Source organism: Burkholderia sp. BCC0506, from assembly GCF_902833145.1.
Taxonomy (GTDB): domain Bacteria; phylum Pseudomonadota; class Gammaproteobacteria; order Burkholderiales; family Burkholderiaceae; genus Burkholderia.
Genome location: NZ_CADFEN010000001.1, coordinates 394,307 through 418,619, shown reverse-complemented (window position 1 = coordinate 418,619; position 24,313 = coordinate 394,307). Strand labels below are relative to the sequence as shown.

At 68.1% G+C, this 24,313-nt stretch carries 19 protein-coding genes; 11 read left to right on the top strand and 8 right to left on the bottom strand.

Annotation, left to right across the window (positions count from 1 at the left end; all coding sequences use genetic code 11):
- Positions 1 to 206 precede the first annotated feature (206 nt).
- Complete coding sequence (locus HWX62_RS01680) at positions 207 to 1,478, top strand: acyl-CoA dehydrogenase family protein (RefSeq protein ID WP_175930733.1); 1,272 nt, start codon at positions 207 to 209, stop codon at positions 1,476 to 1,478.
- A complete protein-coding gene (locus HWX62_RS01675; RefSeq protein WP_175930734.1) occupies positions 1,475 to 2,875 on the top strand; it encodes an LLM class flavin-dependent oxidoreductase in 1,401 nt (466 codons plus the stop codon). Before HWX62_RS01680 ends, HWX62_RS01675 begins: the two co-directional genes overlap by 4 nt.
- 123 nt (positions 2,876 to 2,998) lie before the next feature.
- Here HWX62_RS01675 and HWX62_RS01670 read toward each other — a convergent pair whose 3' ends face one another.
- Entirely contained in the window at positions 2,999 to 4,426 is a 1,428-nt protein-coding gene (locus tag HWX62_RS01670) for an MFS transporter (protein WP_175930735.1), read from the bottom strand.
- Positions 4,427 to 4,756: 330 nt separating this feature from the next.
- On the opposite strand from HWX62_RS01670, the gene HWX62_RS01665 reads away from it, so the two are divergent.
- Genes HWX62_RS01665 through HWX62_RS01655 form a run of 3 tightly spaced genes read left to right on the top strand, consistent with a single transcriptional unit; the run spans position 4,757 to position 7,426 of the window.
- A complete protein-coding gene (locus tag HWX62_RS01665; RefSeq protein ID WP_175985069.1) occupies positions 4,757 to 5,749 on the top strand; it encodes an aliphatic sulfonate ABC transporter substrate-binding protein in 993 nt (330 codons plus the stop codon).
- A 10-nt stretch (positions 5,750 to 5,759) separates the two neighbouring features.
- Positions 5,760 to 6,617: an ABC transporter permease gene (locus HWX62_RS01660; RefSeq protein WP_175930737.1), complete on the top strand. Its 858-nt coding sequence runs from the start codon at positions 5,760 to 5,762 to the stop codon at positions 6,615 to 6,617.
- Positions 6,614 to 7,426: an ABC transporter ATP-binding protein gene (locus HWX62_RS01655; protein WP_175930738.1), complete on the top strand. Its 813-nt coding sequence runs from the start codon at positions 6,614 to 6,616 to the stop codon at positions 7,424 to 7,426. The genes HWX62_RS01660 and HWX62_RS01655 overlap by 4 nt, the downstream gene beginning before the upstream one ends.
- 10 nt (positions 7,427 to 7,436) lie before the next feature.
- Here HWX62_RS01655 and HWX62_RS01650 read toward each other — a convergent pair whose 3' ends face one another.
- Complete coding sequence (locus HWX62_RS01650) at positions 7,437 to 8,345, bottom strand: alpha/beta hydrolase (protein WP_175930739.1); 909 nt, start codon at positions 8,343 to 8,345, stop codon at positions 7,437 to 7,439.
- A gap of 86 nt (positions 8,346 to 8,431) precedes the next feature.
- Between HWX62_RS01650 and HWX62_RS01645 the strand changes: the two genes are divergently transcribed.
- On the top strand, positions 8,432 to 8,818 hold the full coding sequence (locus tag HWX62_RS01645; RefSeq protein WP_175930740.1) for a MerR family transcriptional regulator: 387 nt from the start codon (positions 8,432 to 8,434) through the stop codon (positions 8,816 to 8,818).
- A gap of 108 nt (positions 8,819 to 8,926) precedes the next feature.
- Positions 8,927 to 9,466 carry a toxin gene (locus tag HWX62_RS01640; protein ID WP_175930741.1) on the top strand — a complete coding sequence of 180 codons (540 nt, stop codon included), beginning with the start codon at positions 8,927 to 8,929 and terminating at the stop codon, positions 9,464 to 9,466.
- 27 nt (positions 9,467 to 9,493) lie between these two features.
- On the opposite strand, the gene HWX62_RS01635 is transcribed toward HWX62_RS01640, so the two are convergent.
- Together HWX62_RS01635 and HWX62_RS01630 are read right to left on the bottom strand one after the other, a co-directional pair.
- The gene (locus HWX62_RS01635; protein ID WP_175930742.1) at positions 9,494 to 9,901 is read right to left on the bottom strand and encodes a VOC family protein; all 408 of its coding nucleotides are present in this window, start codon (positions 9,899 to 9,901) and stop codon (positions 9,494 to 9,496) included.
- Between the two features lie 344 nt (positions 9,902 to 10,245).
- The gene (locus HWX62_RS01630) at positions 10,246 to 13,839 is read right to left on the bottom strand and encodes a YadA-like family protein (RefSeq protein ID WP_175930743.1); all 3,594 of its coding nucleotides are present in this window, start codon (positions 13,837 to 13,839) and stop codon (positions 10,246 to 10,248) included.
- A 1,138-nt stretch (positions 13,840 to 14,977) separates the two neighbouring features.
- Here HWX62_RS01630 and HWX62_RS01625 point away from each other — a divergent pair.
- Positions 14,978 to 15,793 (top strand): response regulator, encoded by an 816-nt coding sequence (locus HWX62_RS01625; RefSeq protein ID WP_175930744.1) that lies wholly within the window; start codon positions 14,978 to 14,980, stop codon positions 15,791 to 15,793.
- Between the two features lie 7 nt (positions 15,794 to 15,800).
- Here HWX62_RS01625 and HWX62_RS01620 read toward each other — a convergent pair whose 3' ends face one another.
- A complete protein-coding gene (locus tag HWX62_RS01620; protein ID WP_175930745.1) occupies positions 15,801 to 17,975 on the bottom strand; it encodes a TonB-dependent siderophore receptor in 2,175 nt (724 codons plus the stop codon).
- Between the two features lie 278 nt (positions 17,976 to 18,253).
- On the opposite strand from HWX62_RS01620, the gene HWX62_RS01615 reads away from it, so the two are divergent.
- On the top strand, positions 18,254 to 19,165 hold the full coding sequence (locus HWX62_RS01615; RefSeq protein WP_175930746.1) for a DUF72 domain-containing protein: 912 nt from the start codon (positions 18,254 to 18,256) through the stop codon (positions 19,163 to 19,165).
- Between the two features lie 171 nt (positions 19,166 to 19,336).
- A complete protein-coding gene (locus tag HWX62_RS01610; protein WP_006397039.1) occupies positions 19,337 to 19,507 on the top strand; it encodes a hypothetical protein in 171 nt (56 codons plus the stop codon).
- Here HWX62_RS01610 and HWX62_RS01605 read toward each other — a convergent pair.
- Positions 19,504 to 19,719, bottom strand: a complete 216-nt coding sequence (locus HWX62_RS01605) for a hypothetical protein (protein WP_244135918.1) — start codon at positions 19,717 to 19,719, stop codon at positions 19,504 to 19,506. The two genes, HWX62_RS01610 and HWX62_RS01605, sit on opposite strands and share 4 nt — an antisense overlap.
- Positions 19,720 to 19,809: 90 nt before the next feature.
- Here HWX62_RS01605 and HWX62_RS01600 point away from each other — a divergent pair, with 90 nt between their 5' ends.
- On the top strand, positions 19,810 to 20,973 hold the full coding sequence (locus HWX62_RS01600; protein WP_175930747.1) for an arabinogalactan endo-1,4-beta-galactosidase: 1,164 nt from the start codon (positions 19,810 to 19,812) through the stop codon (positions 20,971 to 20,973).
- A 43-nt stretch (positions 20,974 to 21,016) separates the two neighbouring features.
- On the opposite strand, the gene HWX62_RS01595 is transcribed toward HWX62_RS01600, so the two are convergent.
- The gene (locus tag HWX62_RS01595) at positions 21,017 to 22,306 is read right to left on the bottom strand and encodes a sugar efflux transporter (RefSeq protein WP_175930748.1); all 1,290 of its coding nucleotides are present in this window, start codon (positions 22,304 to 22,306) and stop codon (positions 21,017 to 21,019) included.
- Positions 22,307 to 22,310: 4 nt separating this feature from the next.
- The gene (locus HWX62_RS01590) at positions 22,311 to 24,281 is read right to left on the bottom strand and encodes a beta-galactosidase (protein ID WP_175930749.1); all 1,971 of its coding nucleotides are present in this window, start codon (positions 24,279 to 24,281) and stop codon (positions 22,311 to 22,313) included.
- Positions 24,282 to 24,313: the final 32 nt, after the last annotated feature.

The window sequence follows — 24,313 nt, the reverse complement described above, 5'->3', positions numbered from 1 at the left end:
ATTCCTTGGGAGAACAAACGGTGTGCGAATCGACGGAGATCGCCCCGTGCTTTGACGTCGCAACCGATGCAGGAACGTCGATCCGCGCCGCGTAGCCGCGGCCGGTAATACGCAGCGACGATAACGATCCGAGAATCCGTTATTGGAACGGGCGCGCCGCGCTTCCTATACTGGGCTCCCGGCGCACGCCCTTCGAGGAAACCCGCATGACTTCGTCGCACGCAGCTCCCGACCTTTCCACCGGTACCGATTACGATGCGCTCGCGAGCCGGTTCCGGCCGATCTTCGCGCGCATCGCCGCCGGCACCGCCGAGCGCGAACGCCGCCGCGAACTGCCGCACGAGGCGATCGGCTGGCTGAAAGCGGCGGGCTTCGGCGCGATCCGTCTGCCGGCGAGCGCCGGCGGCGCCGGCGCATCGCTGCCGCAGTTGTTCCGGCTGCTGACCGAACTGGCCGCCGCCGATTCCAATCTGCCGCAGGCATTGCGCGGGCATTTCGCGTTCGTCGAGGATTGGTTGAACGCACCGGCCGGGCCGCAACGCACGACCTGGTTCGACCGCTTCGCGAGCGGCCAGCTCGTCGGCAATGCGTGGTCGGAAGCCGGTGACGTGCCGCTCGGCCAGACCGTCACGAAGGTGTCGGAGCAAAACGGCCGGCTCGTGCTGAACGGCCGGAAGTTCTACAGTACCGGCAGCCTGTTCGCCGACTGGATCGACGTGTTCGCGCAGCGCGCGCACGACGGCAGCGACGTGATCGTCGCGGTCGCGACCGCGCAGCCGGGCGTGATCCGCGAGGACGACTGGGACGGCTTCGGCCAGACCACCACCGGCAGCGGCACGACGCGCTTCGAGAATGCGGCGGTCGACGCGGACAACGTGATCGATTTCGCACGCCGCTTCAAGTACCAGACCGCGTTCTACCAGCTCTTCCACGTCGCGACGCTGGCCGGCATCGGGCACGCAATCGTGCGCGACGCGGGCGAGCTCGTGCGCAACCGCACGCGCGTGTACAGCCACGGCAATGCGCCGCGTGCCGGCGACGATGCGCAGTTGCAGCAGGTGATCGGCGAAATCGCGTCATGGGCCTACGCGGCCGATGCTATCGCGCTGCGCGCCGCGCAGCCGCTTCAGCACGCGTACGAAGCGCGCTTCGGCGGCGACGAAGCGGCCGAGCAGGCCGCGAACGTCGCGGCCGAAATCGAATCCGCGCAAAGCCAGCTCGTCGTGTCCGAACTCGTGCTGCGCGCGGCGACGCGCCTGTTCGACGCGCTCGGCGCGTCCGCAACCCGCAGCACGACCGCGCTCGATCGCCACTGGCGCAACGCGCGCACGGTGTCGTCGCACAATCCGCTCGTCTACAAGGCGCGCATCGTCGGCGACTGGATCATCAACGGCCGCACGCCGCCGTTCGTCTGGCGCGTAGGCAACGGGGCGGGCGCCGATACGGCCGTCAGCGCGGCAACCGGAGCCGCGCAATGAGCAAGACGATCCGCTTCAACGCGTTCGAAATGAACTGCGTGGGCCACCAGTCGCCCGGCCTGTGGGCGCATCCGCGCGACCGCTCGTGGCAGTACAAGGATCTCGACTACTGGACCGACCTCGCGCGCGTGCTCGAGCGCGGGATCTTCGATGCGATCTTCATCGCGGACGTGATCGGCTACTACGACGTGTACAAGGGCAGCAACTATCACGCGCTGCACCAGGCCGCGCAGATCCCGGTCAACGATCCGCTGCAGCTGGCCGCGCCGATCGCGATGGCGACCGAGCATCTCGGCATCGGCATCACCGCGTCGACGACGTTCGAGCACCCGTACACGTTCGCGCGCCGGCTGTCGACCGCCGACCATCACACGAAGGGCCGGCTCGCATGGAACATCGTCACGTCGTACCTCGAGAGCGGCGCGAAGAACGTCGGCGATCACGGGCTGCGCACGCACGACGACCGCTATGCGGTCGCGGCCGAATACGTCGAGGTGCTGTACAAGCTGTTCGAGGGGAGCTGGGAGGATGGCGCGGTGGTGCGCGATCGCGCCGGCCGCGTGTTCACGCATCCCGAGAAAGTGCACGAGATCGGCCACAAGGGCCGCTTCTTCGACGTGCCCGGCTATCACCTGTGCGAGCCGTCGCCGCAGCGCACGCCGGTGCTGTTTCAGGCCGGCGCGTCGGGCCCCGGCAAGGCGTTCGCCGCGCAGCACGCCGAATGCGTGTTCGTCGCCGCGCCGACGCGCGACCAGCTCGCGCGCTACGTGACCGACGTGCGCGCGCAGGCCGCGGCCGCCGGGCGCGATCCGGCGAAGGTGCTGATCTACAACCTCGTCACGGTGATCGTCGACGAGACCGACGAGCAGGCGCAGGCGAAGTTCGACGAATACCGGCGCTACGTGTCGTACGACGGCTCGCTGGTGTTCATGTCGGGCTGGACCGGCATCGACTTCGGCCAGTACGCGCCGACCGATCCCGTCCGGCGCGTGGAAACGAACGCGATCGTGTCGGCGGTCGAGCACCTGTCGGGCGGCGACACCGCGTGGACGATCGAGGCGCTGGCAGCCTGGGGCGGTATCGGCGGGATGGGCCCGGTGTTCGTCGGGTCCGCATCGACCGTCGCGGACATCCTGCAGGAATGGGTGGCCGCGACCGACGTGGACGGCTTCAACCTCGCGTATGCGGTCGCGCACGAAACCTTCGAGGACGTCGTGCGCCATCTCGTGCCGGAACTGCAACGCCGCGGTGTCTACCCGAGCGCATATGCGCCCGGCACGCTGCGCGAAAAACTGTTCGGCGGCTCGGCGCGGTTGCCCGACGAGCATCCGGCCGCACGGTTTCGCGATATCGAGCAAGTCAAGCGCGCGGCCGAGCGGGAAGCGGTCGGCGCGTGACGCGCGACGTCGAAGCCGGTCCGTCCGTTACTCACGCGGCGACCGGCTTCGGTACGAACGGCTTCGTGCAGTCCGACGAAGCCGTTCGTTTTTCCGGGGAACCGCGAGCGCCCCGGTCAGGGTTCACGCCGCGCTTTCGTCGTCGATGTCGCGCGCGGTCGGTTCGTAGCGCACGATCAGCAGGAATACGATCGGCGTGACCGCGCTGATCGCGACCACCCAGAACATGTCGGTGCCGAGGCGGGCCTGCAGGATCGGCAGCACGAACAGCGCCAGCGCCTGTCCGATGCCGCACAGCGACCGCCCGAAGCCGACGCCGGTGCCGCGGATCGTGGCCGGATACGACAGCGTCGGATAGATCATCATCTGCGCGCCCGGCCCGAAGCCTTCGGCGAACAGCCACGTGCCGAGCATCAGCAGCACGACGCCCACCGCCAGTGCGCCGTGCGGATGCCCCGCGAGCGCCAGCGCGACGAGCGCGACCGTTTGCAGCGCGAACCCCGCGATCGCGACATGACGCGACGGATAGCGATACGCGAGACGCATGCCCAGCAAGCCGCCGGTAAACGCGAACAGCACGTTCAACGCGAGCGATGCCGCGATCGTCTCGAACACGCCCGCGCCGAGAAATTGCGACAGGATCGACGGCAGGAAGAACGCGATCGCCGTGTATTCGAACGGGATGCACAGATTCATCACGCTGGCGACGATGGTGCGCCCGAGATACGGACGCTGGAACAGCACGCGAATCCGCACGGGCGGGGGGCTCGGCTCGCGTCGCGCGTCCTCCGCTTCGTGCGCGTGAATGCCGTACGACTTGCGCAGGATGCGCGCGGCGTTGGCCAGGTCGCCCTGATTCGCGGCCCACAGCGGCGATTCGTTCATGAAGCGGTTGCGGAACAGGATGATGACGAGCGCCGGCGCCGCGCCGAAGATCAGCGAGGCGCGCCACAGCCAGCCCGCATGCTCGGCCGGCAGCAGGAAATACAGGCCGAAGATCAGCAGGAAGCACACCGACGACGCGACGTACCACATCGGGCACCATGCGGCGAGCCGCGACGCCTTGTTGCCGCGGCCGTTGAACTTCGAGAATTCCGCGAGAAACGCCATCGCGACGGGCAGGTCGATGCCGACGCCGAGCCCCATCACGAAGCGGGCGCCGATCAGCACCCACACGTTCGGCGCGAGCCCGGCCGCGATCGCCGCGACCACGAAGAACAGCATGTCGGCCATGAACACCTGGTAGCGACCGATCCGGTCGGTCAGCCAGCCGCCGATCAGGCTGCCGAAGATCGTGCCGATCATGATCGCCGATCCGACCAAGCCGGTCAGCGCGGGCGTCAGCCCGAACTCGCGCGTCACGTCGTCGATGCCGTAGGACAGCGTCGTCAGGTCGTACGCGTCGAGAAACACGCCGCCGAGCGCGAGCAGCACGATCATCCGCGCATGGCTGACCGAACTGTCCACCGTGTTGATCAGGCGCGCGACGTCGCTGGCCGAGCGAATGGGGGAAGAAACCGGCGTGACGGGGCTCAGGTCGATCGAACTCATCGGATTCCTTAATTTGATGCCGAATGCACGGCAAGGTCGTCGTGAAGCCGGAAACCGGTCGGTACGCGCGACCATCGCGGCGGCGGGCAAATGCAGCCCCGCGGTCGCCGGGTTCCGGCAGCGGAAATTCTGTTCCTCCGGTCCTGCAATCCCAAGCGATATAAAGCGATAAATTAATCGGCGTGCGTCATAAAGTTGCGCGCGCCGCGCTTAGCAGCAGCGCGTATGTTCAATCGCGGATTTCTTCGTTAACGGATCGCCTGCGCTTCGTTACATTAGCCCGCTGCCCTGCCTGTTCGCGGCGCGTTGCCGCTCTTCCGGAGAATCCCGATGAAGCCGTTCTGGTCCCGCGTGTGGCAATCCGCGGCCCTCGCCGTTGCCGCGCTTGCCGGCCTCGCATCGATGCACGCGCAGGCGGCGACGCCCGCCGAAATCCGCGTCGACTATGCGTACTACTCGCCCGAGAGTCTCGTGATCCGTCACTTCGGGTGGCTCGACGACGAATTCAAGCCCGACGGGACGGCGATTCGCTGGGTGCTGAGCCTCGGCAGCAATCGCGCGCTCGAATACCTGAACAGCGGCGCGGTCGATTTCGGCTCGGCCGCGGGGCTCGCGTCGGTGCTCGCCCGCGCGAACGGCAACCCGATCCATACCGTCTACGTGTTCTCGCGCCCCGAATGGACGGCGCTCGTGGTGCGCAAGGATTCGCCGATCCGCACGCTCGCCGACCTGAAGGGCAAGAAGATCGCCGCGACGCGCGGCACCGATCCGTTCCTGTTCACGCTGCGCGCGCTGCACACGGCCGACCTGACGCGCGACGACGTCGAAATCGTCAACCTGCAGCATCCGGACGGCCTCACCGCGCTCGCGAACGGCCAGGTCGATGCGTGGGCCGGGCTCGATCCGCACATGGCCGCCGCCCAGCTCGACGACGGCGCGCGCCTGCTGTACCGCAACGTCGCCTTCAATACCTATGGGTTCCTGAACGTGCGCGATGCGTTCGCCAGCCAGTATCCGCAGGCGGTGGCGCGCGTGCTGAAAGTCTACGACCGTGCGCGTCAGTGGATCGTCGCGCATCCGGCCGAGACCGCGCAGATCGTCGCCGACGAATCGAAGGTGTCGCTGCCGGTCGCGAAGCTGCAGCTTCAGCGCAACGATTTCAGCGACCCGGTGCCGGGCGACACGCAGCGCGCGGCGCTGAAAGCCGCGGCGCCGGTGCTGACGGCCGAGCAACTGACCAGGCCGGGCGTCGATCCCGCGAAGATCGTCGATACGCTGATCGATCCGTCGTTCGCGCGCCCGATCGTCGCCGCATCGCACTGAGCTGCCGCCGATGACGGATACCACCGCACGCGGCGACGCGCTCGCATCGCACCCGCCTGCTTCGCCGCCGCATGCGGCCCGGCGCGACCCGCTGCGCGCGTGGCGTATCGCGGGCCTTGCGCTGCCGTTCGCCGCGCTCGTGCTGCTGGAGGTCGTGGTGCGGCGCGGCTGGCTGCCGGATCACCTCGTGCCGGCGCCGAGCGAGATTCTCGATACGCTGGCGCGCATGGGCGTCACGCGAGTCGCACGTCACGTTGGCGCGAGCACGCTGCGCGTCGCGGCCGGGTTCGCAGCGGGCGCCGGGCTCGCGCTCGTCGTGGGCGCGGCGATGGGCCTGAGCCGCCGGATCGATGCGCTGTTCGAGCCGACGTTTCAGGCGCTGCGCGCGATTCCGTCGCTCGCGTGGGTGCCGGTGCTGTTGCTGTGGCTCGGCATCGACGAAGCGCCGAAGGTCACGCTGATCGCGATCGGCGCGTTCTTTCCGGTTCATCTCGCGGTGGTCGCCGGCATTCGCGACGTCGACCGCAAGCTCGTCGAGCTCGGCGCCGTATACCGGCTCGGCCCGCTCGCGCTGTTCCGCCGGATCCTGCTGCCGGCCGCGCTGCCGCAGATCGTCACCGGCCTGCGCACCGGCCTCAGTCTCGCGTGGATGTTCATGGTCGCCGCGGAGCTGATCGCGGCCACGCGCGGCCTCGGCTTCCTGCTGAGCGACGGCCGCGAGACCGGGCGCCCCGATCTCGTGTTCGGCGCGATCCTCCTGCTCGCGCTGCTCGGCAAGCTGACCGACGGCGCGATGCGGCGCATCGAGGCACGCTGGCTCGGCTGGCGCGATGCGTTCGACGGCGCGTCGCGCGAGGGCGGGAAATGAGCGCCTACCCTTCCGTGCGCCCGACCGCCGGCGTCGCCCCGTCGCTGCTCGACCTGCGGATCGCCCGCAAGCTGTACGGCGATCGCACGATCCTCGCCGACATCGCGTTGCAGGTCGCGCGCGGCGAGATCGTTTGCGTGGTCGGCCCAAGCGGTTGCGGCAAGAGCACGCTGCTGCGGATCGTCGCGGGCCTCGACCCGGACTTCCGCGGCAGCGTGACGCTCGACGGCAGCGCGCTGGCCGGACCGTCCGCGCGCATGGGCGTGATCTTTCAGGAGCCGCGGCTGCTGCCGTGGCTGTCGATCGCCGACAACGTCGGCTTCGCGTCCGGCCCGCGGGGCGGACGCGATCCGAGCGTCGCGCGATTGCTCGACGAAGTCGGCCTGGCGGGCGTCGCGCGGCAACTGCCGGCGACGCTGTCGGGCGGGATGGCGCAACGCGCCGCGATCGCGCGCGGGCTGTTCGGCGAGCCGGATCTGCTGCTGCTCGACGAGCCGTTCAGCGCGGTCGACGCGATCACCCGGATGCGCTTGCAGACGCTGCTGCTCGATGTCGTCCATCGACACCGGATGGCCGCGATCGTCGTCACGCACGATCTCGACGAAGCGCTGTATCTCGGCGATCGCGTGCTGGTGCTCGCGCCGAACCCGGGGCGCGTCGATGAAGAAATCCGGGTCGACGTCGCACGGCCACGCGATCGGCGCGATCCGGCGCTGGCCGTACAACGCGCGCGGCTGCTCGATGCGTTCCAGCGCTTTCACGATCGCGCGGCGGCCGACACGGCCGGCATCCCGGTCACGCCGGCCTGACATCGCTGCTTCATCGAGCGGACGCCGACCGGACGAACGCGGCCAGATCGCGATTGAACCGCTCGGCTTCCTCGATGAACGGCGCGTGCCCCGACTCCGAGTACACCTGGCTGACCACACGCGCGTTCAGTTCGGCCGCACGAGCCAGCGTCGCCGGCGTATCGACCAGCGCGTCGCGGCCGCCGTAGATGAACAGCAACGGCACGCGCGCGTGGCCGAGCCCCTCGGCGGCGAAAACCGACATCGTCGGGGTGGCCTTTTGCATGTCCCACGACGCCATCGCGGCGTTGGCGAGCAAGCGCTCGAACGTGGCGGCATCCGGCCGGCGGTTGAAGCACAGACCGACGAAAGTCCGCTCGCCGTCGAGATGCGTTTTGAGGTCCGGCGCATTCATGTCGCGGTACACGTCCGGATGATCGACGATCTGGCCCGCAGCAAGCTCGACCACGCCGTCGACGTACACCGCGCCCGCGATCGCGCGGTCGCCGTATTTGGCGAGGTAGTTCGAGATCACCACGCCGCCGAGCGACCAGCCGACCACGACGGGTTTGCGCGCATGCGCGCCTTCGATGACCGCCGCGAGATCGTCGCCCCAGCGGGTTCCATCGCGATACGGCCGCGCGCCGGACGGCTTGTCCGACAGCCCGTGGCCGCGCAAGTCGTACGTGATGATCCGGAATCCGCGCAGTTCGGGGCTCCGGACCTGCGCGTCCCAGTTCAGGCGGCTGCCGAGCAGGCCGTGAATCAGGATGACCGGTACGCCGTCCGGGTCGCCGCTTTCCTGAACGGCCAGCTTCACGCCGTCCGACGACGTCACGGTGTAGCTCAGCGGCGCCGCCGCCACGTGGTTCGCCAATGCGAACGGCGTCGCCCACCAGATCATGGCGATCAGCCAGCGGATCAGCACTCGGGTAGTCACGATTTTTCCTCCAGGCATGAATGGACGCCCAGTCTCAACCCTCACACTGATGTGAGAGTCAAGCGGATCGTGCTAACCTCCCGTCCATGAAAAAACCACCTCCGCAGCCGCTGCTGACCATCGGCAAGCTCGCGCAGCTCACCGGCGCGAGCGTGCGTTCGATCCGGCACTACGACGAACACGGCCTGCTCGCGTCGGTACGTGCGGCCAACGGCTATCGCCTGTTCGCCGACAATGCGGTGACGCAGGTCAAACAGATTCAGCGCATGATCGCGACCGGGTTCACCCTCGACGACATTCGCGGCTTTCCGGACTGCATGCTGCTGATCGAGGGCGCGCGTTCGTGCGATCGGATCACCGACGTCCAGCGCGCACGCCTCGAAGCGATCGACCGTCAGATCGCCGATCTCGAGAAGCGGCGCGCGCGGCTCGTCAGGATGTTGCGCGATGGCGCGGTGCCGCCGCTCGATTGAACGCGAGCGGCATTCGGCCGCGGCCTCCGATTCGCGCTACGTATCTCCCTCCGCCCGGCCGCATCGGGCACAATACGCGCCCTCACCTTTTTGCCCGTGGTCCCACACATGCGCGTCATCGTCGTCGGAACAAGCGGAGCGGGGAAATCCACCTTCTCCCGCGCACTGGCAGCCGCCGCGGGCTGCGCACACGTCGAACTCGATCGGCTCTACTGGGGCCCGGGCTGGACCGCCGTGCCGCCCAAGCAGTTCGAGCACGACGTGCTGGCGGCGACGGCCGGCGACCGGTGGGTCGCCGACGGCAATTACAGCGCGGTGCGGGACGTGCTGTGGTCGAGCGCCACGCACGTCGTCTGGCTCAACTTCGGGCGCTGGACGGTGTTTTCCCGCGTGCTGCGGCGCACGCTCGGCCGCGGCCTGATACGCACCGAGCTCTTCCACGGTAACCGGGAATCGCTGCGGATGGCGTTCTGCTCGCGAGACTCGGTGCTGCTGTGGTCGTACACGACCTTCGAGAAAAACCGCGTGAAGTTCGCCGGCTTGCGCGACGACCCGAAATACGCGCATCTGCACTGGACGGAGATCACCGCGCCATCGCGTACCCGCGAGGTCATCGAGACGCTCGCCCGCGCCGGCCGTTGCGACTGAGCTGGGCACGGCACGGACCATCTCGCGTCAATCGTCGAAGGTGCCCTGATATTCCGGCGCGGCGTCCGCGCGCGTGTTCAGTTCGAACATCAGGCCGCCCGGCGCGCGGCAAAAGAAGCGCGAGCCGCGCCCGTTGTTGAAGACGTCCGTTTCCATCGCGACGCCTTCTTCCTTGAAGCGCGCGAACAGCGCATGCACGGCATCGAGGCTCGGCAGTTCGAAGCCCACATGGAAATTGACGGGCCACGCGGGCACGCCGTCGCCGACGTGATCGATCACGACGTCGAAGCCCGGACGCTTGAGGATCCAGGATTTCTCCCAGCTTCCCGCGATCGTGAAGCCGAGGTATCGCTCGAAGAATCGGGCCGTCGCCAGCGTGTCGGCGGAGGGGAAGCTCAGGTGGTTGAGCCTCATCGTGGGAGTCGTTTCGATCATGGTCGCACTCCGATGCGGTGATGGGCGCAGGCCCCATGCCGTGCCGCCCGAGGACTTCAGAATACGAGCGGATGCTCGCATTCCACAACTCGCATTGGACGCTCCGCCGGACATGCGCGAAACCCTTGCGGGGCCGCCGGCCGACGGATGAGGACGATCGCGGCGGACGGCGCCACTCGCATTCGCGACGGCATCGTCGATACGCGATGGACGATCGGCCGGCCGCGCGAAACGACGATGGCCCGGGATTCTCACACGAACCCCGGGCCACCGGTCGACCGCGGGTACCGGGCTGCGCCTGCCTCGCCCGGCACCATGCGTCGCTCGCTACGACGCAACCTGCATCAGAACTGATAACCCGCGCCGACCACCGCGCCGAAGTCCGACCGCGTGTTGCCCGTCACCGATGCCTTGACGACCCAGCGGTTGCTCTCCGTCACGTACGAGTAGCCTGCCGCGAAGCCCTGCTGGCCGTGATAGTTCGACGTCGCCGCCGACACCATCGAGCGCCCCGCGCCGGTCGGCTGCGGCAGGCCGGCCACCGCCATCGCCGACGCGACGCCGCCGTACATGTCCTTCTTCAGGTCGTTGAACGAGTTGTACACCTGCCCGATGCGCTGGTCGGTGTAGCCGTTCGCCTGCGTCGACGCCGCCGCGAGGTTGTCGTTCAGCTGCTGCACGTTCACCGCGTCGGTCGGCGCCGTGCCGGCCGCGACGTTCGTGATCTGGCGCTCGCTGCCCTTCGCGCCGACCGAGAACGAGTTGTCGCGATCGGCAACCGAGCCCTGGCCGACCGCCACCGCGTTCTTGCCGGTCGCCGTCGCCGTCGAGCCGATCGCACCCGCATCGGCACGCGCGATCCACGTGGTGTTCGCGTCGGTCGCGGCCGCACGGATCTTGTCGTTCGCCGCCACGTTCTGCAGCGCCGCGTTGAACTGGCCCATGTTGACCGCGTCGTTGGCGTTCACGCCCGCCGCGACGCCCGTCAGCACGCGGTCGCCCGCGGTGCCGGAGAAGTTCACGCTGCTGCCGCCCGAATCCTTGCCGACCGTGATCGCGCCGTTCGGATCCTGCTGCTGCACGAGGCCGGCCTTGCCGTTCGCGATGTTGGTGACGCTGCCTTGCAGGTTCGAGATGTCGGTGGTGTTCTTCGCCACCTGCTGGTTGGTCGCGTAGAGCTGCGAGCCGTTCACCGCGTCGGTGCTGGTCGCGCTCAACGTGCCGGCCTGCACGTTGGTGATGCGCGTGCCGCCCGCACCGCCGAGCGTGATCGTGCTCTTCGAGCCGTCGTCGTACTGCACCGCGAGCGCGCCGAGCTGATTCAGGTTCGACTGCACGTCCTTCAGCTGCTTCACGTTCACCGCGTCGGTATCGCGGGTGCCCGCCGCGACGTTCTTCAGCACGACCGCCGACGCGGCGTCGCCGCCGACGAGCGACACCGAATTCAGCCGGTTGCCGCTCGCGTCGACGTCGTACTTGACGACGTTCTTCACCGCTTCGCCGGCCTGGTTCGACACGTTCGTGATCTGCTGTTCGAGCGCGGTCTTCACGCCCGACAACTGGCCGCCGTTGACTGCATCCGTGCTGCCCGCGGCGACGTTGCCGTCGGCCACGTTGGTCAGCTTCGTCGGCGCGCCGCCGCGCGCGGCGTTGAACGCGCCGAGCGTCGGGTCGAATTGCAGCGCGTCCTGCTGCAGCCCCGCGATCGCCGCCGTGTTGCCCGCGATATTCGTTTCGGCGTTGCCGAGGCGCGTTTCGTGATTCTCGAGCGTCGTCGTGTTGCTGCCGACGCGGCCATCGAGGTTCGTCAGCGCATCGCCGACGTTGTTGAATGCGCTGCCGCCGATCTTGTAGTTCGGTGCGCCGAGCGAGCCGTCCGGGTTCGCGGTCGCGCCGCCGCCGAGCGCGGCCGCGGCGCCGTCGGTCGCGCGACGCAGTTGTGCGCCGTTCACCGCATCGGTGCTGCCGGCCGCCACGTTGCCTTCGGCGACGTTGGTCACGCGCACCGGGCTGCCGCCGTTGCCTGCGCCGAGCGACACCTGCCGCTTGCTCGCATCGTCGTACTTCACGGCGAGCGCATCGAGCTGGCTCGTCCCGTCGTGAATCGCCGCGGTCAGCTGATCGACGTTGACGGCATCCGTGCCGCTCTTGCCGGCCGCGACGTTGCTGATCAGTTGCGGGCCGTGGCCGCCGTGGCTCGCGTCGTACGCGCCGAGGCCCGGGTTCCACTGCAGCGCGTCCTGCTGAAGCGCCGCGATGTTGCCGGTATTGGCCGTCACCTGGTTGCCGACCGTCGTGATCGACTGGTTGAGCGAGTCGGTCGCCTTGCCGAGCTGGCCCACGTTCACCGCGTCGTTCGCGGCCACGCCGTCCGCGACGTTGTGCAGGCCGACCGGTGTCGATGCGCCCGTGCCGCCGAGCGTCACGCCGCCGTGTGCATCGTCGTCGTACTGCACCGCGTTCTTCGTCGCGTTGCCGATCTGGCTGGCGATCGACGTGCTCAGGCTGCCGAGCGTCGTGCCGAGGTTGTTCGTCACGCTCGTGCTCAGCGATGCGAGGCCGCCGGTCAACTGGCCGACGTTGACGGCGTCGTGCGCGTCCTTGCCGTCCGCGACGTTGTGCAGCGTCGTGCCGTTGGGGCCGGCGAACGTCACCGAGTCGAACCCGCTCGCGCCGTCGTATTTGACGTTGCGCGTATCGGCCGCCTGCAGGTTGACGATGTTCGACGCCGCGGTGCTCAGCGAGCCGCTGATGCCGGTCACGCTGTTCTGCAGGTTCGTGATGTTCGACGCCGCCGTCGAAATGGAGGTCTGCAGCGGGGCGATGCTGCCCTTCAACTGGCCGACGTTCACCGCATCGGTATCGGCGACGCCGGCGGCCACGCCGCCGATCGTCGTGCCGTTCGCGCCGTCGAGCGCGATCGCCGCATGCGAGTCGTCGGTGTATTTGACGACGTTCTGCGTCGCCGTGACGATGCTCGTGCTGAGGCTGTTGCCGACGCTGGTCACGCGCTGGTCGACGTTCGAGATCGTGGTCGACAGCGAATTGCCGACCGACGTCACGCGTGCGTCGACATTGCCGATGCCGGTGCTCAGCGTACTGTTCACGTTCTTCAGTTGCTGGACGTTGACGGCGTCCGTATCGGCCGCGCCCGCCGCGACGTTCTTGAGCTGGCGTTCGCTGCCGGGTGCGCCGAACGATACCGCGCCGCCGACCGGCGCGGCCGTGCCGCCGAACACCGGTGTGCCGCCGTTGTTCGCGCCGACGCTGCCCGAGCCGATCGCCACCTGGTTGTTGTCGTTCGTCTGCGCGCCCGCGCCGATCGCCACCGACTGCGTGCCGGCGGCACGCGTCTGCGTGGCCGCGTCGTACGATGCGCCGGCCGATACGCCGTCGCTCGACGTCGGGTTCGCGCCGCCGATCGCGACCGAGCGGTCGCCGCTGGCGAGCGCCGAGTGGCCGAGCGCGATCGAGCTCGTGCCGTGCGCGTCCGCGACGTTGCCGAGCGCCATCGAGAAATCGCCGACCGCCGCCGACTGGCGACCGACCGCCAGCGACGTATTGCCTTGTGCCACCGCCACCGTGCCGATCGCGGTGGCCGAGTTCGCCAGTGCCTGCGAGCCGACCCCGATCGCGATCGCACCGCCGCTGCCGCTGCCGCCCTTGCTGCTCGCATTCGACTGATCACCGATCGCGATCCCGCTGGCGCCGGCCTTCGCATTGGTGCCCTGCGTCACGTTGGTGCTGCTGACTACGACGTAGCTGCCGTTCTTCGTTGCCACGCACAGCGGGTTGGTGCCGTCGATGCACTGGCCGTTCAGTGCGTTGTCCGGGTTGCCGCGGTCGACGAAATTGTCCGCGTGGGCGGCGCCGGCGATCAGCACGCCCGCGCCCGTGAACATCGCGGCGGCGAGCGCCGAAATCTGCTTTCTCTTCATGGTCTTCTGCTCCGTTGTGTAGCGTCTGGTTTGAATACGGGCTGCTTACTTTTATTGACAGCTTCGACTTCGATTACGACTTCGGTTCGGATGCGGATTCCACTGCCTGGGCCAGCCGTGGCGAGACGACGCGGCACCGCGCACCCGTTTCGACAGGGCGTTCGAAAGCCCGGGGCATGTCGTCGGCTCGACGTCCCGTTCCGCTCATCCGGCAATGACATTAGGAATACGTATTGATTACCATGGACGTGTCTTTCCCCGACTGAATCGCGAGATTCAACCCGTCGTCATGGTCATTCCCGATTTGTCGCCGCGCTGACCGCGACCAACCCCGCTTCTTTTATTTCATCTCCGGCACCCGGAGTTTTCTTTCCGTGCAGCGAGCACGTGCCCGGACAGTCATCGATCGATGCGCCGACCCCGGGCCTGGCAACGTGCGGCACCGCTTGCGGTGCTTCCGCTGCCCTGCTCCACCCGTCATTCAAAGTTCGGACGAATTATGAGACACGAGCTTGAATTATTAAAGCCGGCATTCTTTATAGATTGTAAAATCTAAAATATTCAATAACTTACGCAAAACAAGCCCAATGCGCAAACGATTTCGCGCCAGCACCGTTATTCAAAATCTTTTACCGAGCGGATAAATACTTTGCCAAAGCGGATTCGATTAATATTTTTTCCGAAAAAGACAATCGAGAAACCGGCCGACTCCGCGACTTTGCTCCGGATATACGCGTAAACCACAAGTATCGACGCATACCGGCGCTTCACGTTCCTGTCGCAAACCGCCATTTTCAATAATCGAGAAGATGGAATGACGAGAATGGCGCCGTCATGTCTGGCCGGATTCGAAATATGCTCCTACAATTCCGCTCGCATCGATTCCGGCAGTCGCGATCGTTCACCCCGCGAGCGCGGCAATCCCTCGCGTCTTGACCGGCTCGATGAGGCAAACAACGAACGCCGAGCCATGCTCGCCGAACGGTTTGCCTGCCGCGCAGTTCCGCGTTGCCGCGGATCGATGCGAGCGTGCGATGCAATGGATGCATCGCCACAGAGCGGCTTCCGACGTTTCCCACCGCACCGGGCAGGCCACCCGCGGAAACGCAGCCAACCGCCTTTTCACCACAGGTGCACGATGCCTTCATCGATCTCCGCATTGAGCGACGCACATATCCTGATCGTCGACGATCAACCCGACCAGCTGCGCTTGCTGATCGACATCCTGCGCGGCACGGGATGCCGGATCAGCATCGCATTCGACGGCACGCAAGCGTGCCAGCGCGCGCAGGCGCTGATGCCCGACCTGATCCTGATGGACGTGCGCATGCCGCGCATGGATGGCTTCACCGCATGCCGCCTGCTCGCCGCCGATCCGCTGACGAGCGCGATCCCGGTCATCTTCCTGACCGTGGCCGACGCGTTGCACGAACGGCTCGAGGGGCTCGAGATCGGCGGCGTCGACTACGTGGTGAAGCCGTTCGAACCGGCGGAGGTGATCGCGCGGATTCGCGTGCAGCTGTCGCGGACGACACGCGAACGGCCGGCCGGGACGGAATCGCCGGAAAGCCCGCTGGCGAGCGGCAAGGACGACGACATCATCGTGCGCGCGGCCATCCGCCACCTGTCGCGCACGCTGAACGATCCGCCGACGGTGGAGGAACTGGCGCGCGCGGTCGGCACGCACGAAAAGCGCCTATCGCGCGCGTTTCGCGACAATCTCGGTCAGACGGTGTTCGAGTATCTGCGCGACGAGCGGCTGCGGATCGCGCAGGATCTGCTGGATTCCACCTCGCTCAGCATCGCCAGCATCGCGAAGGAAATCGGCTTTTCCACGCCGGCCAATTTCGCGACCGCCTTTCGCGAGCGTTTCGGCATCACGCCGACCGAATGGCGGCGCCAGGGCCATGCGGGCGCGCGCGCCGCCGCCCGCGAGCCGCAACGTCGCACGTAGGCCGCGCTTACCAGTCGTATTTCGCGCTGGCCAGCACGGTCCGCTCGTTGCCGAACACGCACACGGCGTACGACTGGCAGCCGCTGACATAGCGCCGGTCGAACAGGTTCGCGATGTTCAACGCGAAACGCCAGCGCGGCAGGTCGTAATGGAGCGCGAGGTCGTAAAGCGTCGCGCTCGGCACCGTCAGCGAATTGTCGGGCGCGCCGGCCAGCGCGCTCTGGTAGCGCACGCCGCCGCCGATCCCGAGGCCCGCCAGCGCACCCGTGCGCCAGGTCCAGTCGGCCCATAGCGACGCCATCTGCCGCGGCAGCGGCACGGACACCGGCCAGTGGTTCAGCGACGCGTCGTTCGCCTGCACGTTCTTGACGTCCTGATATGCGTACGACGCGACGATCGACAGCTCGCGCGTCAGCTTGCCGAGCGCACTCAGCTCGATGCCGCGCGAGCGCACCTTGCCGGTCTGCACCGACGTCGTGCCGGTCGGGTCGAGAGCGACCGGCGTCGGCGTCACGACGTTGGTCTGGTCGATCTGATACACGGCCGCGTTGAACATCAGGTTCCGGCCGGGCGGCTCCCAGCGCAGCCCGGCCTCCGTCTGCGCGCCGCGCGTCGGTTTCGGCAAGCCGCCGCCGAACATCCGCACGCCGATGACCGGGTCGAACGACGTCGAATAGCTGACGTATGGCGAGAACCCAGCGTCGCCGCGATAGGTGAGCCCGACGCGGCCGGAGAACGCACTGACGTCCTGCTGCGCGTGCGTGCCGGCGGCCCGGTCGTCGAACCGCGCATTCACGACATCCTCGCGGCCGCCGAGCGTGAGTGTCCAGCGCTGCCAGCGAATCTGGTCCTGCGCGTACACGCCGAACGTGTTCATCGCGGTGTACTGATCGACGTGGCCCAGCGACATCGGGCCGGAGAAGATCGCCGCCGTCACGGGCCGATAGACGGGATGGTACAGGTCGAGCGACGGCGCGAGCGCGAGCCATACGCTGTCGGTCGTCGTCTGCCGGTCGAACTGCAGGCCGAACAGCAGCGTGTGTTCGAGCGGCCCCGTGCCGACGCGCGCCTGCGCGTGGTTGTCGATGTCGAGCCGGCTGTAGTTGAGCTGGAACAGCCCCGCGAAGCGCATCATGTTCGTCGTGCTGCGGGGTACGAGGCCATTGCCGAACACCGTCGCATCGTCGAGCGACAGGTGCGACCAGCGCACGTCCTGATGCAGCGTCCAGATCGCATTCACGCGGTGTTCCAGTGCATAGCCGAGCGACCATTGCTTCTTGCGGTAGTCGTTGAACGACGGATCGCCCATGTAGCGGTCCTGCGACAGGCGGCCGTTCGGGTTCGGCAACACCGTGCCCGACGCGGGCAGGAAGTTCGACGAGATGTCGCCGCTGTCCTGCAGGAACGTCGCGGAAAGCGTCAGCGACGTGTCGGCGGTCGGCCGCCACCGGAACGAAGGCGCGAATGCGACGCGCCGGTCGCCGTTCGGGCCGGTCACCGCGTTGCCGTCGCGCGCGACGCCGACGAACCGGTACGCGTACTTGCCATCCGGATCGAGCCGGTCGCCGACATCGAGCATCGCCTGCTTGCGCGCATCGTTGCCGATCTGCACGCCGGCTTCGCGCACGCGCTCGCCATCGGCCAGCTTCGTGTGCGCGTCGACGATCGCGCCGGGCTCGCCCGCGCCGTACAGCACCGACGTCGGCCCGCGCAGCACCGCGATCGAGTCGATCGTGTACGGATCGACGCGCCAGTTCGCGATCACGGCCGTATTCGGCGCCGGCAGGCCGTCGACGTACAGCGTCGGCGTGAAGCCGCGCAGCGCCGCATACCAGTCGGTGCGGCTGTCGGCGCCGAACGTCGCGAAGCCCGGCACGTAGCGCAACGCCTGGTTCAGGTCGGCCGCGCCGGTCATCTCGATCCGTTGCGCGGTCACGATGTCGACCGTTTGCGGAATCTCGTCGATCGGCGTGTCGGTCTTGGTGCCGGTAGCGGTGCGCCGCCCGACGAGCCCGACGGACGAAGCGTCGGCCGGCCCTCGCACGTCGATCGGCGGCAGCGCGACTGCCGCCGCGCCCGGCGCCGTTGCCTGCGCATACGCCCCGCCCGCGGCGGCCACGCACATTGCCCCGCCGGCCGCGATCGCCCACGCGCACCGCCGCGCCCCTGTCTCCGTCCACATCGTTTCGATACTCCGTCGTGCTGCGTTGGCCCGTTCGGCCGGATCGGCGGACCGTGGCGTGTCGCCACGGCCCGTCCGGTGGTGTCGTGTTTGCCGTGCCGGCGAAGGCTGTGACGCGTGGATCGGTACGCACCGGCCGATTGCGTCGTTCGCGAGCGCAGCGATCATACCGGCCGAACGTGGCGCGGTCTTTAAAAAAACAAATCGGCGACGCTCGCGGCACGCAGATTGCTCGTCGCCGGAACCGCATCAGGAACCCGGCGCGGCCGGGCATCGACGTGACACGCACATCCGGCAGGATCCACATCGGCATTTCGGGCTGGCGCTACGCAGGCTGGCGGGGGACCTTCTACCCGGCCGACCTGAAGCAGGCCGGCGAACTGCGGTATGCATCGGGGCGCATGCACACGATCGAAATCAACGGCACGCACTACAGCCTGCAAGCACCCGACAGCTGGCGGCGCTGGTACGCCGACACGCCGCCCGGGTTCGTGTTCAGCGTGAAAGGCTCGCGTTACCTGACGCACATGCTGCGCTTTCGCGACGAAACGGCCACGATCGCGTGCGCGAATTTTTTCGCGCAGGGGCTGTTCGCGCTGAAGGACAAGCTCGGGCCGCTGCTGTGGCAATTTCCGCCGTCGCTGCGTTTCGATCCGGCGCACATGGAGCGCTTCCTGAGCCTGCTGCCGCACGATACGGAAGCCGCGCTCGCGCTCGCCCGCCGGCACGATGCGCGCGTGCGCGAACCGTATCTGCAGATCGACCGCAAGCGCGCGTTGCGTCATGCGGTGGAAGTGCGGCACGACAGCTTCGTGGATCCGGCGTTCGTGAATCTGCTGCGCCGCCACAAGGTCGCGCTCGTCGTGTCGGATTCGACCGAGGCGTGGCCGCAGCTCGAGGATCTGAGCGCGCGGTTCGTCTACATCCGGCTGCACGGCACCGAAACGAAGTATTCGGGTGAATACGCCGATTCGGCGCTCGAACGATGGGCGCGCCGAATCGACGCGTGGAGCCGCGGCACGCAGCCGGACGATGCGCGCCTCGCCGCACCCGCGCTGCAACCGCCGCGTGCGCGGACGCGCGACGTGTACTGCTATTTCGACAACGACACGAAAACGCAGGCGCCGTTCGATGCCGGGCGGCTGATGGCGCGGCTGGGGCTGCATGCGCAGGATGCGGCGGCGGAGTGAAACACTCGGCAAGCTGCGTAGCCGAGAAATGCCGCCGGCGTGGCCAAGCCAGGCTCGCAATATGCTCGCGCACACGCGGATCGCGCCTTTCATCGCGCCTCGCCGCGCGAGCGGTAAATTTTGCACGACCGGCAATCGGCGTCACGGGCCAACACTGCAAGGAGAAGAACGATGACCCTGCTCATCTACCTGGTCGGATGGATCATTTTCATCGGTGGCGTCGCCTGGGGTTTGATGACGCTGCACGTCTCCCAGCACATCATCGAGATCGTGGCCGTCATCCTGTTCGGCATCGCGGTCATCACCGGAGCGACGCGCGCTCGCAATCGCGACCGGTCCTAGCGCGGCGCGCATGCTGCGAGCGCGTACGCCGCGAGCGTGCCGACCGCGACACAGCGCCGGAGTCCGCCGACGGCCACGCGAGCGCCGTCCGCGCCAATCGTGCCGTCCGTCGAGCCGCACTGCGACGACGCGCAACGCGTGACGGCGCTCGCCAGATAGTAGGCAACGCGCAGGTTCTTTGCATCGTTGGCGACAGGTGCGCTACGCTCCATTCGGCCTCGTCTCGCAGGCCGAAATTTAAGCGCTTAAACATACCGAAGCCGACCCCACGCCCGACGGGGTCCATGACATGGAGGATGACGATGAACAGACGATCGATGCTGCGCTGGAGCATCTCGAGCGCGGCGCTTGCGTGCCTCGACCTGGCCGGCCCGCTGCCTGCCTTCGCACGACCCGCGCCGCGCAGTGCGACGGCCGGCGGCTTCGCGATGGGGGCCGACATCTCGACGCTGCCCGAACTCGAAGCGCATGGCGCGGCCTTCTTCGACGGCGGCGGCGCGCCGCGCGACTGCTTGAAGATTCTTCGCGCGCACGGCGTCGATTCGATCCGGATCAAGGTGTGGAACGATCCCGGCAATCCGGATTTCTTCCCCGCGAACCAGAGCGCGGCGGCAGGCTACAACAATGCCGCGCATGTCGTGGCACTCGCGCAGCGCGCGGCCGCGCTCGGGATGCGCATCCTGATCGATTTCCACTACAGCGACTGGTGGGCCGACCCCGGCAAGCAATACCCGCCGCATGCGTGGGCCGGCAAGAATCTCGCCGAGACGTGCGCGCTGCTGTCGGCCTATACGACCGACGTGCTGCGCCAGTTGCAGCGCGCCGGCGTACGGCCCGAGTGGGTGCAGATCGGCAACGAGATCACGGGCGGCATGCTGTGGCCGCTCGGCCGCTACGATCAGTGGGACAACCTCGCGCAGTTGCTGAAAACCGGTCACGACGCGGTGAAGGCGGTCGATCCGCGCATCAAGGTGATGCTGCATATCGACAGCGGCGGCGACAACGGCAAGAGCCGCTGGTGGTTCGACAGCGCGACGCAGCGCGGCGTCGCGTTCGACGTGATCGGCCTGTCGTACTACCCGCAATGGCAAGGCGCGCTCGACGATCTGCGCAACAACGCGAACGATCTCGCGGTGCGCTATGACAAGGAATTGATCGTCGTCGAGACCGCCTACCCGTGGACCACGAGCGACGGCGATTCGGAGCCGAACGCGATGACGAACACCGGCTCGACGACCTTCCCGCCGTCGCCGGCCGGCCAGGCGCAATTTCTCGCGGCGGTCGTCGATATCGTGAAGGGCGTGCCCGGCAATCGCGGCAAGGGCGTGTTCTGGTGGGAACCGGAATGGATCCCGACGCCCGGTGTCGGCTGGAAGCTCGGCGCGGGCGACCAGTGGGACAACAACACGCTGTTCGATTTCCACGGTCGCGCGCTGCCGTCGCTCGACGCGTTCCGGCAGCGCTGACGCGTCACCGCGTCGCGGCTTCACCGCACCGGCGCATGCCGCGTCAGTGCGGTGAATCGAAGCCGCGGCGCGCCCCGCTCGTGCGGCGTGCGCTGCCCCGCTCGCCGTACGCATCCACGGCGAGCAGCACGCACGCCACGAGCGCGAGCCCGCCGCATCCGGCGAACGTCGCGCGATAGCCGAACAGATCGACGCACGCGCCCGACAGCACACCGGATGCGATCGAGCCGACCCGCGCGGTGCTGAAGAACATCGCGGTCGCGGTGCCGGGGCGCGTGGGCATCAGGTCGCACACGCGCGTCATCCCGAGACACGACGTGATCGCGACCACGCATGCGCTCAGCAGTTGCAGCGGCAGGATCAGGTTCACGCGCGCCACCGCCGCGAGGCCGACGAAATACGCCGCATGCACGAGTGCGCACGCGGTCAGCCAGCGCGCCTTGTCGAGGCGCGTCGAACGGATGCCGAGCCACAGCATCATCGGAATCTCGAGCAACGCGGCGAGCCCGAGCGCGGCCGACACGTTCGCCGGCGTGCCGCCGAGCGCGCGCACGATGTAGAGCGGCAGCACGATCATCGTCGCGTTCGCCGCGAGCCCGATCAGCGTCAGCGCGACGAGCGTGCGCAGCACGCTTGCACGCGTTGCGACGACGACAACCGCTGCACGCGCAGCGTCAGGCGGCAGTGCAACGCGGTCCGCGGCTTGCACGTGAGCCGCCACGGGCCGCCGCGCCGGCTCCGGAATCCGCGCGACGATCGCCGCGCACGCGACGAAGCCCGCGGCAGCCGCCAGAAAGAGTCCGGTAAAACCCGTCTGCGCGAGAATCAGCGCACCGAGCGCGGGGCCGAACACCCACGCGATCGACAGCATCGTGCGCAGCGCGGCCGACGCGAGTTCGCGCTGCGCATCGTCGGCGACGGGCAGCACCGCACGCGCGAACGAGAAGATCTGCGACAGCGACACGGCGCCCGCGCCGAGCAGGATCGTGCCGGCGGCGATCACCGGCCCATGCGCGCGCAGCACGCACAGCAGCGCGAAGCCGAGCGCGGCCGCCCCGAGCGACACCACGAGCAGCGGCCGGTGCCGCTCGCGTCGATCCGACCAGCGCCCGGCCCACGTGCTCGCGACGACGCCGCTCGCCGCGATCGACGTCATGAAGATGCCGGCCAGAAACGGCGACATGCCCGCCGCCTCGACGCCGAACAGCGACAGGTACGGCGCCGTGAACGACATCGCGACGCCGAGCATCAACGCCGCCGCGGACAGCGGCACGAAGTGCGCGATTCCCGCCAGGCGCGCGAAATGCGACAGCAGCGGCCGCAACGACTGCATCGCGTCAGTCCGGCTCGACCCAGGCGGCGACGTCCACCGCGCCGAGGTCGCGATTGCCGAGCACGAACGTGGCGCCGCCCGGCGCGGGCAGCATGCACGGCGTGTCGCCGTAGTTGAACGCGAACGTCACGCGCCCGCGTCGGCGCAACCGCACACCGTCCGGCATCGCGCGCACCGACAGGCCGGCATCGCTCGCACAGCGGGCAACGGTCGCGCGCAACAGCGTGCGGTCGAAACAGGCCGTCGCCATCGTCACGCGACCGCGCCGCACGAGTGCGGGCACGCCGTCGTCGCAGGCGGCCAGCACGTCTGCGCCGCGCGCCGCCTCCATCTCGACGTGATCGCGCCATTTCAGCGCATGGCCGTCGACGCCGTCGAACGACACACGCGGCGCGAGCGACGGCCGCAGCGACTCGACCTGGCCGATCCGCACCGGCAGCACATCGCGCAGCTTGCCCGGTGCGAGACCCGGCGCGATCGCGAATTCAGCGGTGCGCGAACCCGTGCGCGGCCCGAACAGCCAGTGTGCGTGCCCGCTCGCGACCTGCTCGACGATGCGGTCCGTGACGACCGGCAGCGTCGGCGCGACGACGAGCGCGTAACGCGACACGTCGGCGCCGGCCGCGACGATGTCGACGTCGAGGCCCAGCTCGCGCAGCGCGCGATACCAGTCGAACGCATGCTGCTGATAGTCGAAATCGGCGCCGTGCGGCTGGATCCGGATCATCCAGTCGGCCTCGTAGTCGAACAGCAGCGCGACACGGGCCGCATCACACTCGCCGGCGACGAGCGCGGAATCCAGCGCGGCGATTTCGCGTGCGACGCGCGCCACTTCGTGGCCGCCCGGCGCCAGCCGGTCGTCCGGCGCGTTGAGCCCCGAGTGCAGTTGCTCCTGCGCGTGCGGATACTGCCGCCAGCGAAAATACGACACGAGCTCCGCGCCATGCGCGAACGCTTCCCACGTCCAAAGCCGCACCGCGCCGGCTTGCGGCACCGGGTTGTACGGCCCCCAGTTGACCGGCCCCGCCTGTTGCTCCATCACCCACATCCGGCCGTTGCCGACGCCGCGATACAGGTCGTGCGAGAACGCGGAGACGTCCGGATGCCCGGTGCGGGCCCAGCGTTGCTTGTCCGCTTCGTCGAGCGGCAGCACTTCGGTACGCGGCACCGGATAACTGTCCCATGCGGCGACGTCGAGCCCGCTTCGCGCGAATGCGTAATGATCGAACTCGGTGAAAAACCCCATGAAGTTGTGCAGCACGTCGCGGCCTGGTGCGTGCGGACGGATCGCGTCGACCTGCACCGCATGGAACCGCGCGACCTCGTCCGACTGATAGCGCCGGAAGTCGAGCAGGTGCGCGGGATTCGCGTCGGTCGGCGTATGGCGCGGCAGCTCGATCTCGTCGAAGCCGCGATACTCCATGCTCCAGAACACGTTGCCCCACGCGCGGTTCAGCGCGCCGATATCGCCGTAACGCGCGGCGAGCCACGCACGAAAGCCGTGGAGCGCCGCACGCGTATAGCTCGGCAGCGTGTTGTGACAGCCGATTTCGTTGTCCGTCTGCCACGCGATCACGGCCGGATGCGCGCCGTAGCGCCGCGCCATCGCATCGACGATGCGCACGCAATGCGCGCGATACACCGGGCTCGCGATGTCGTAATGGCGACGCGAACCGAACTGCCGCACCGCGCCGTCCGCGCCCACCGGCAGGATCTCCGGATGGCGATCGACGAGCCATTTCGGCGGTGCGGCGGTCGGCGTGCCGAGCACGATCTTCAGGTGCCGGCCGGCGAGCGTGTCGATCGCTTCGTCGAGCCACGCCCAGTCGTAGCGGCCGGGCTCCGGCTCCATCCGGCTCCACGCGAATTCGGCGATCCGCACGCGCGTCAGGCCGAGTTCGGCCATCCGCCGCGCATCGCGCGCCCATTGCTCGCGCGGCCAGTGTTCGGGGTAATAGCAAACGCCGAGATGCATCGTGGATTCCTTGCTGAAGAAAGAGGATGGGA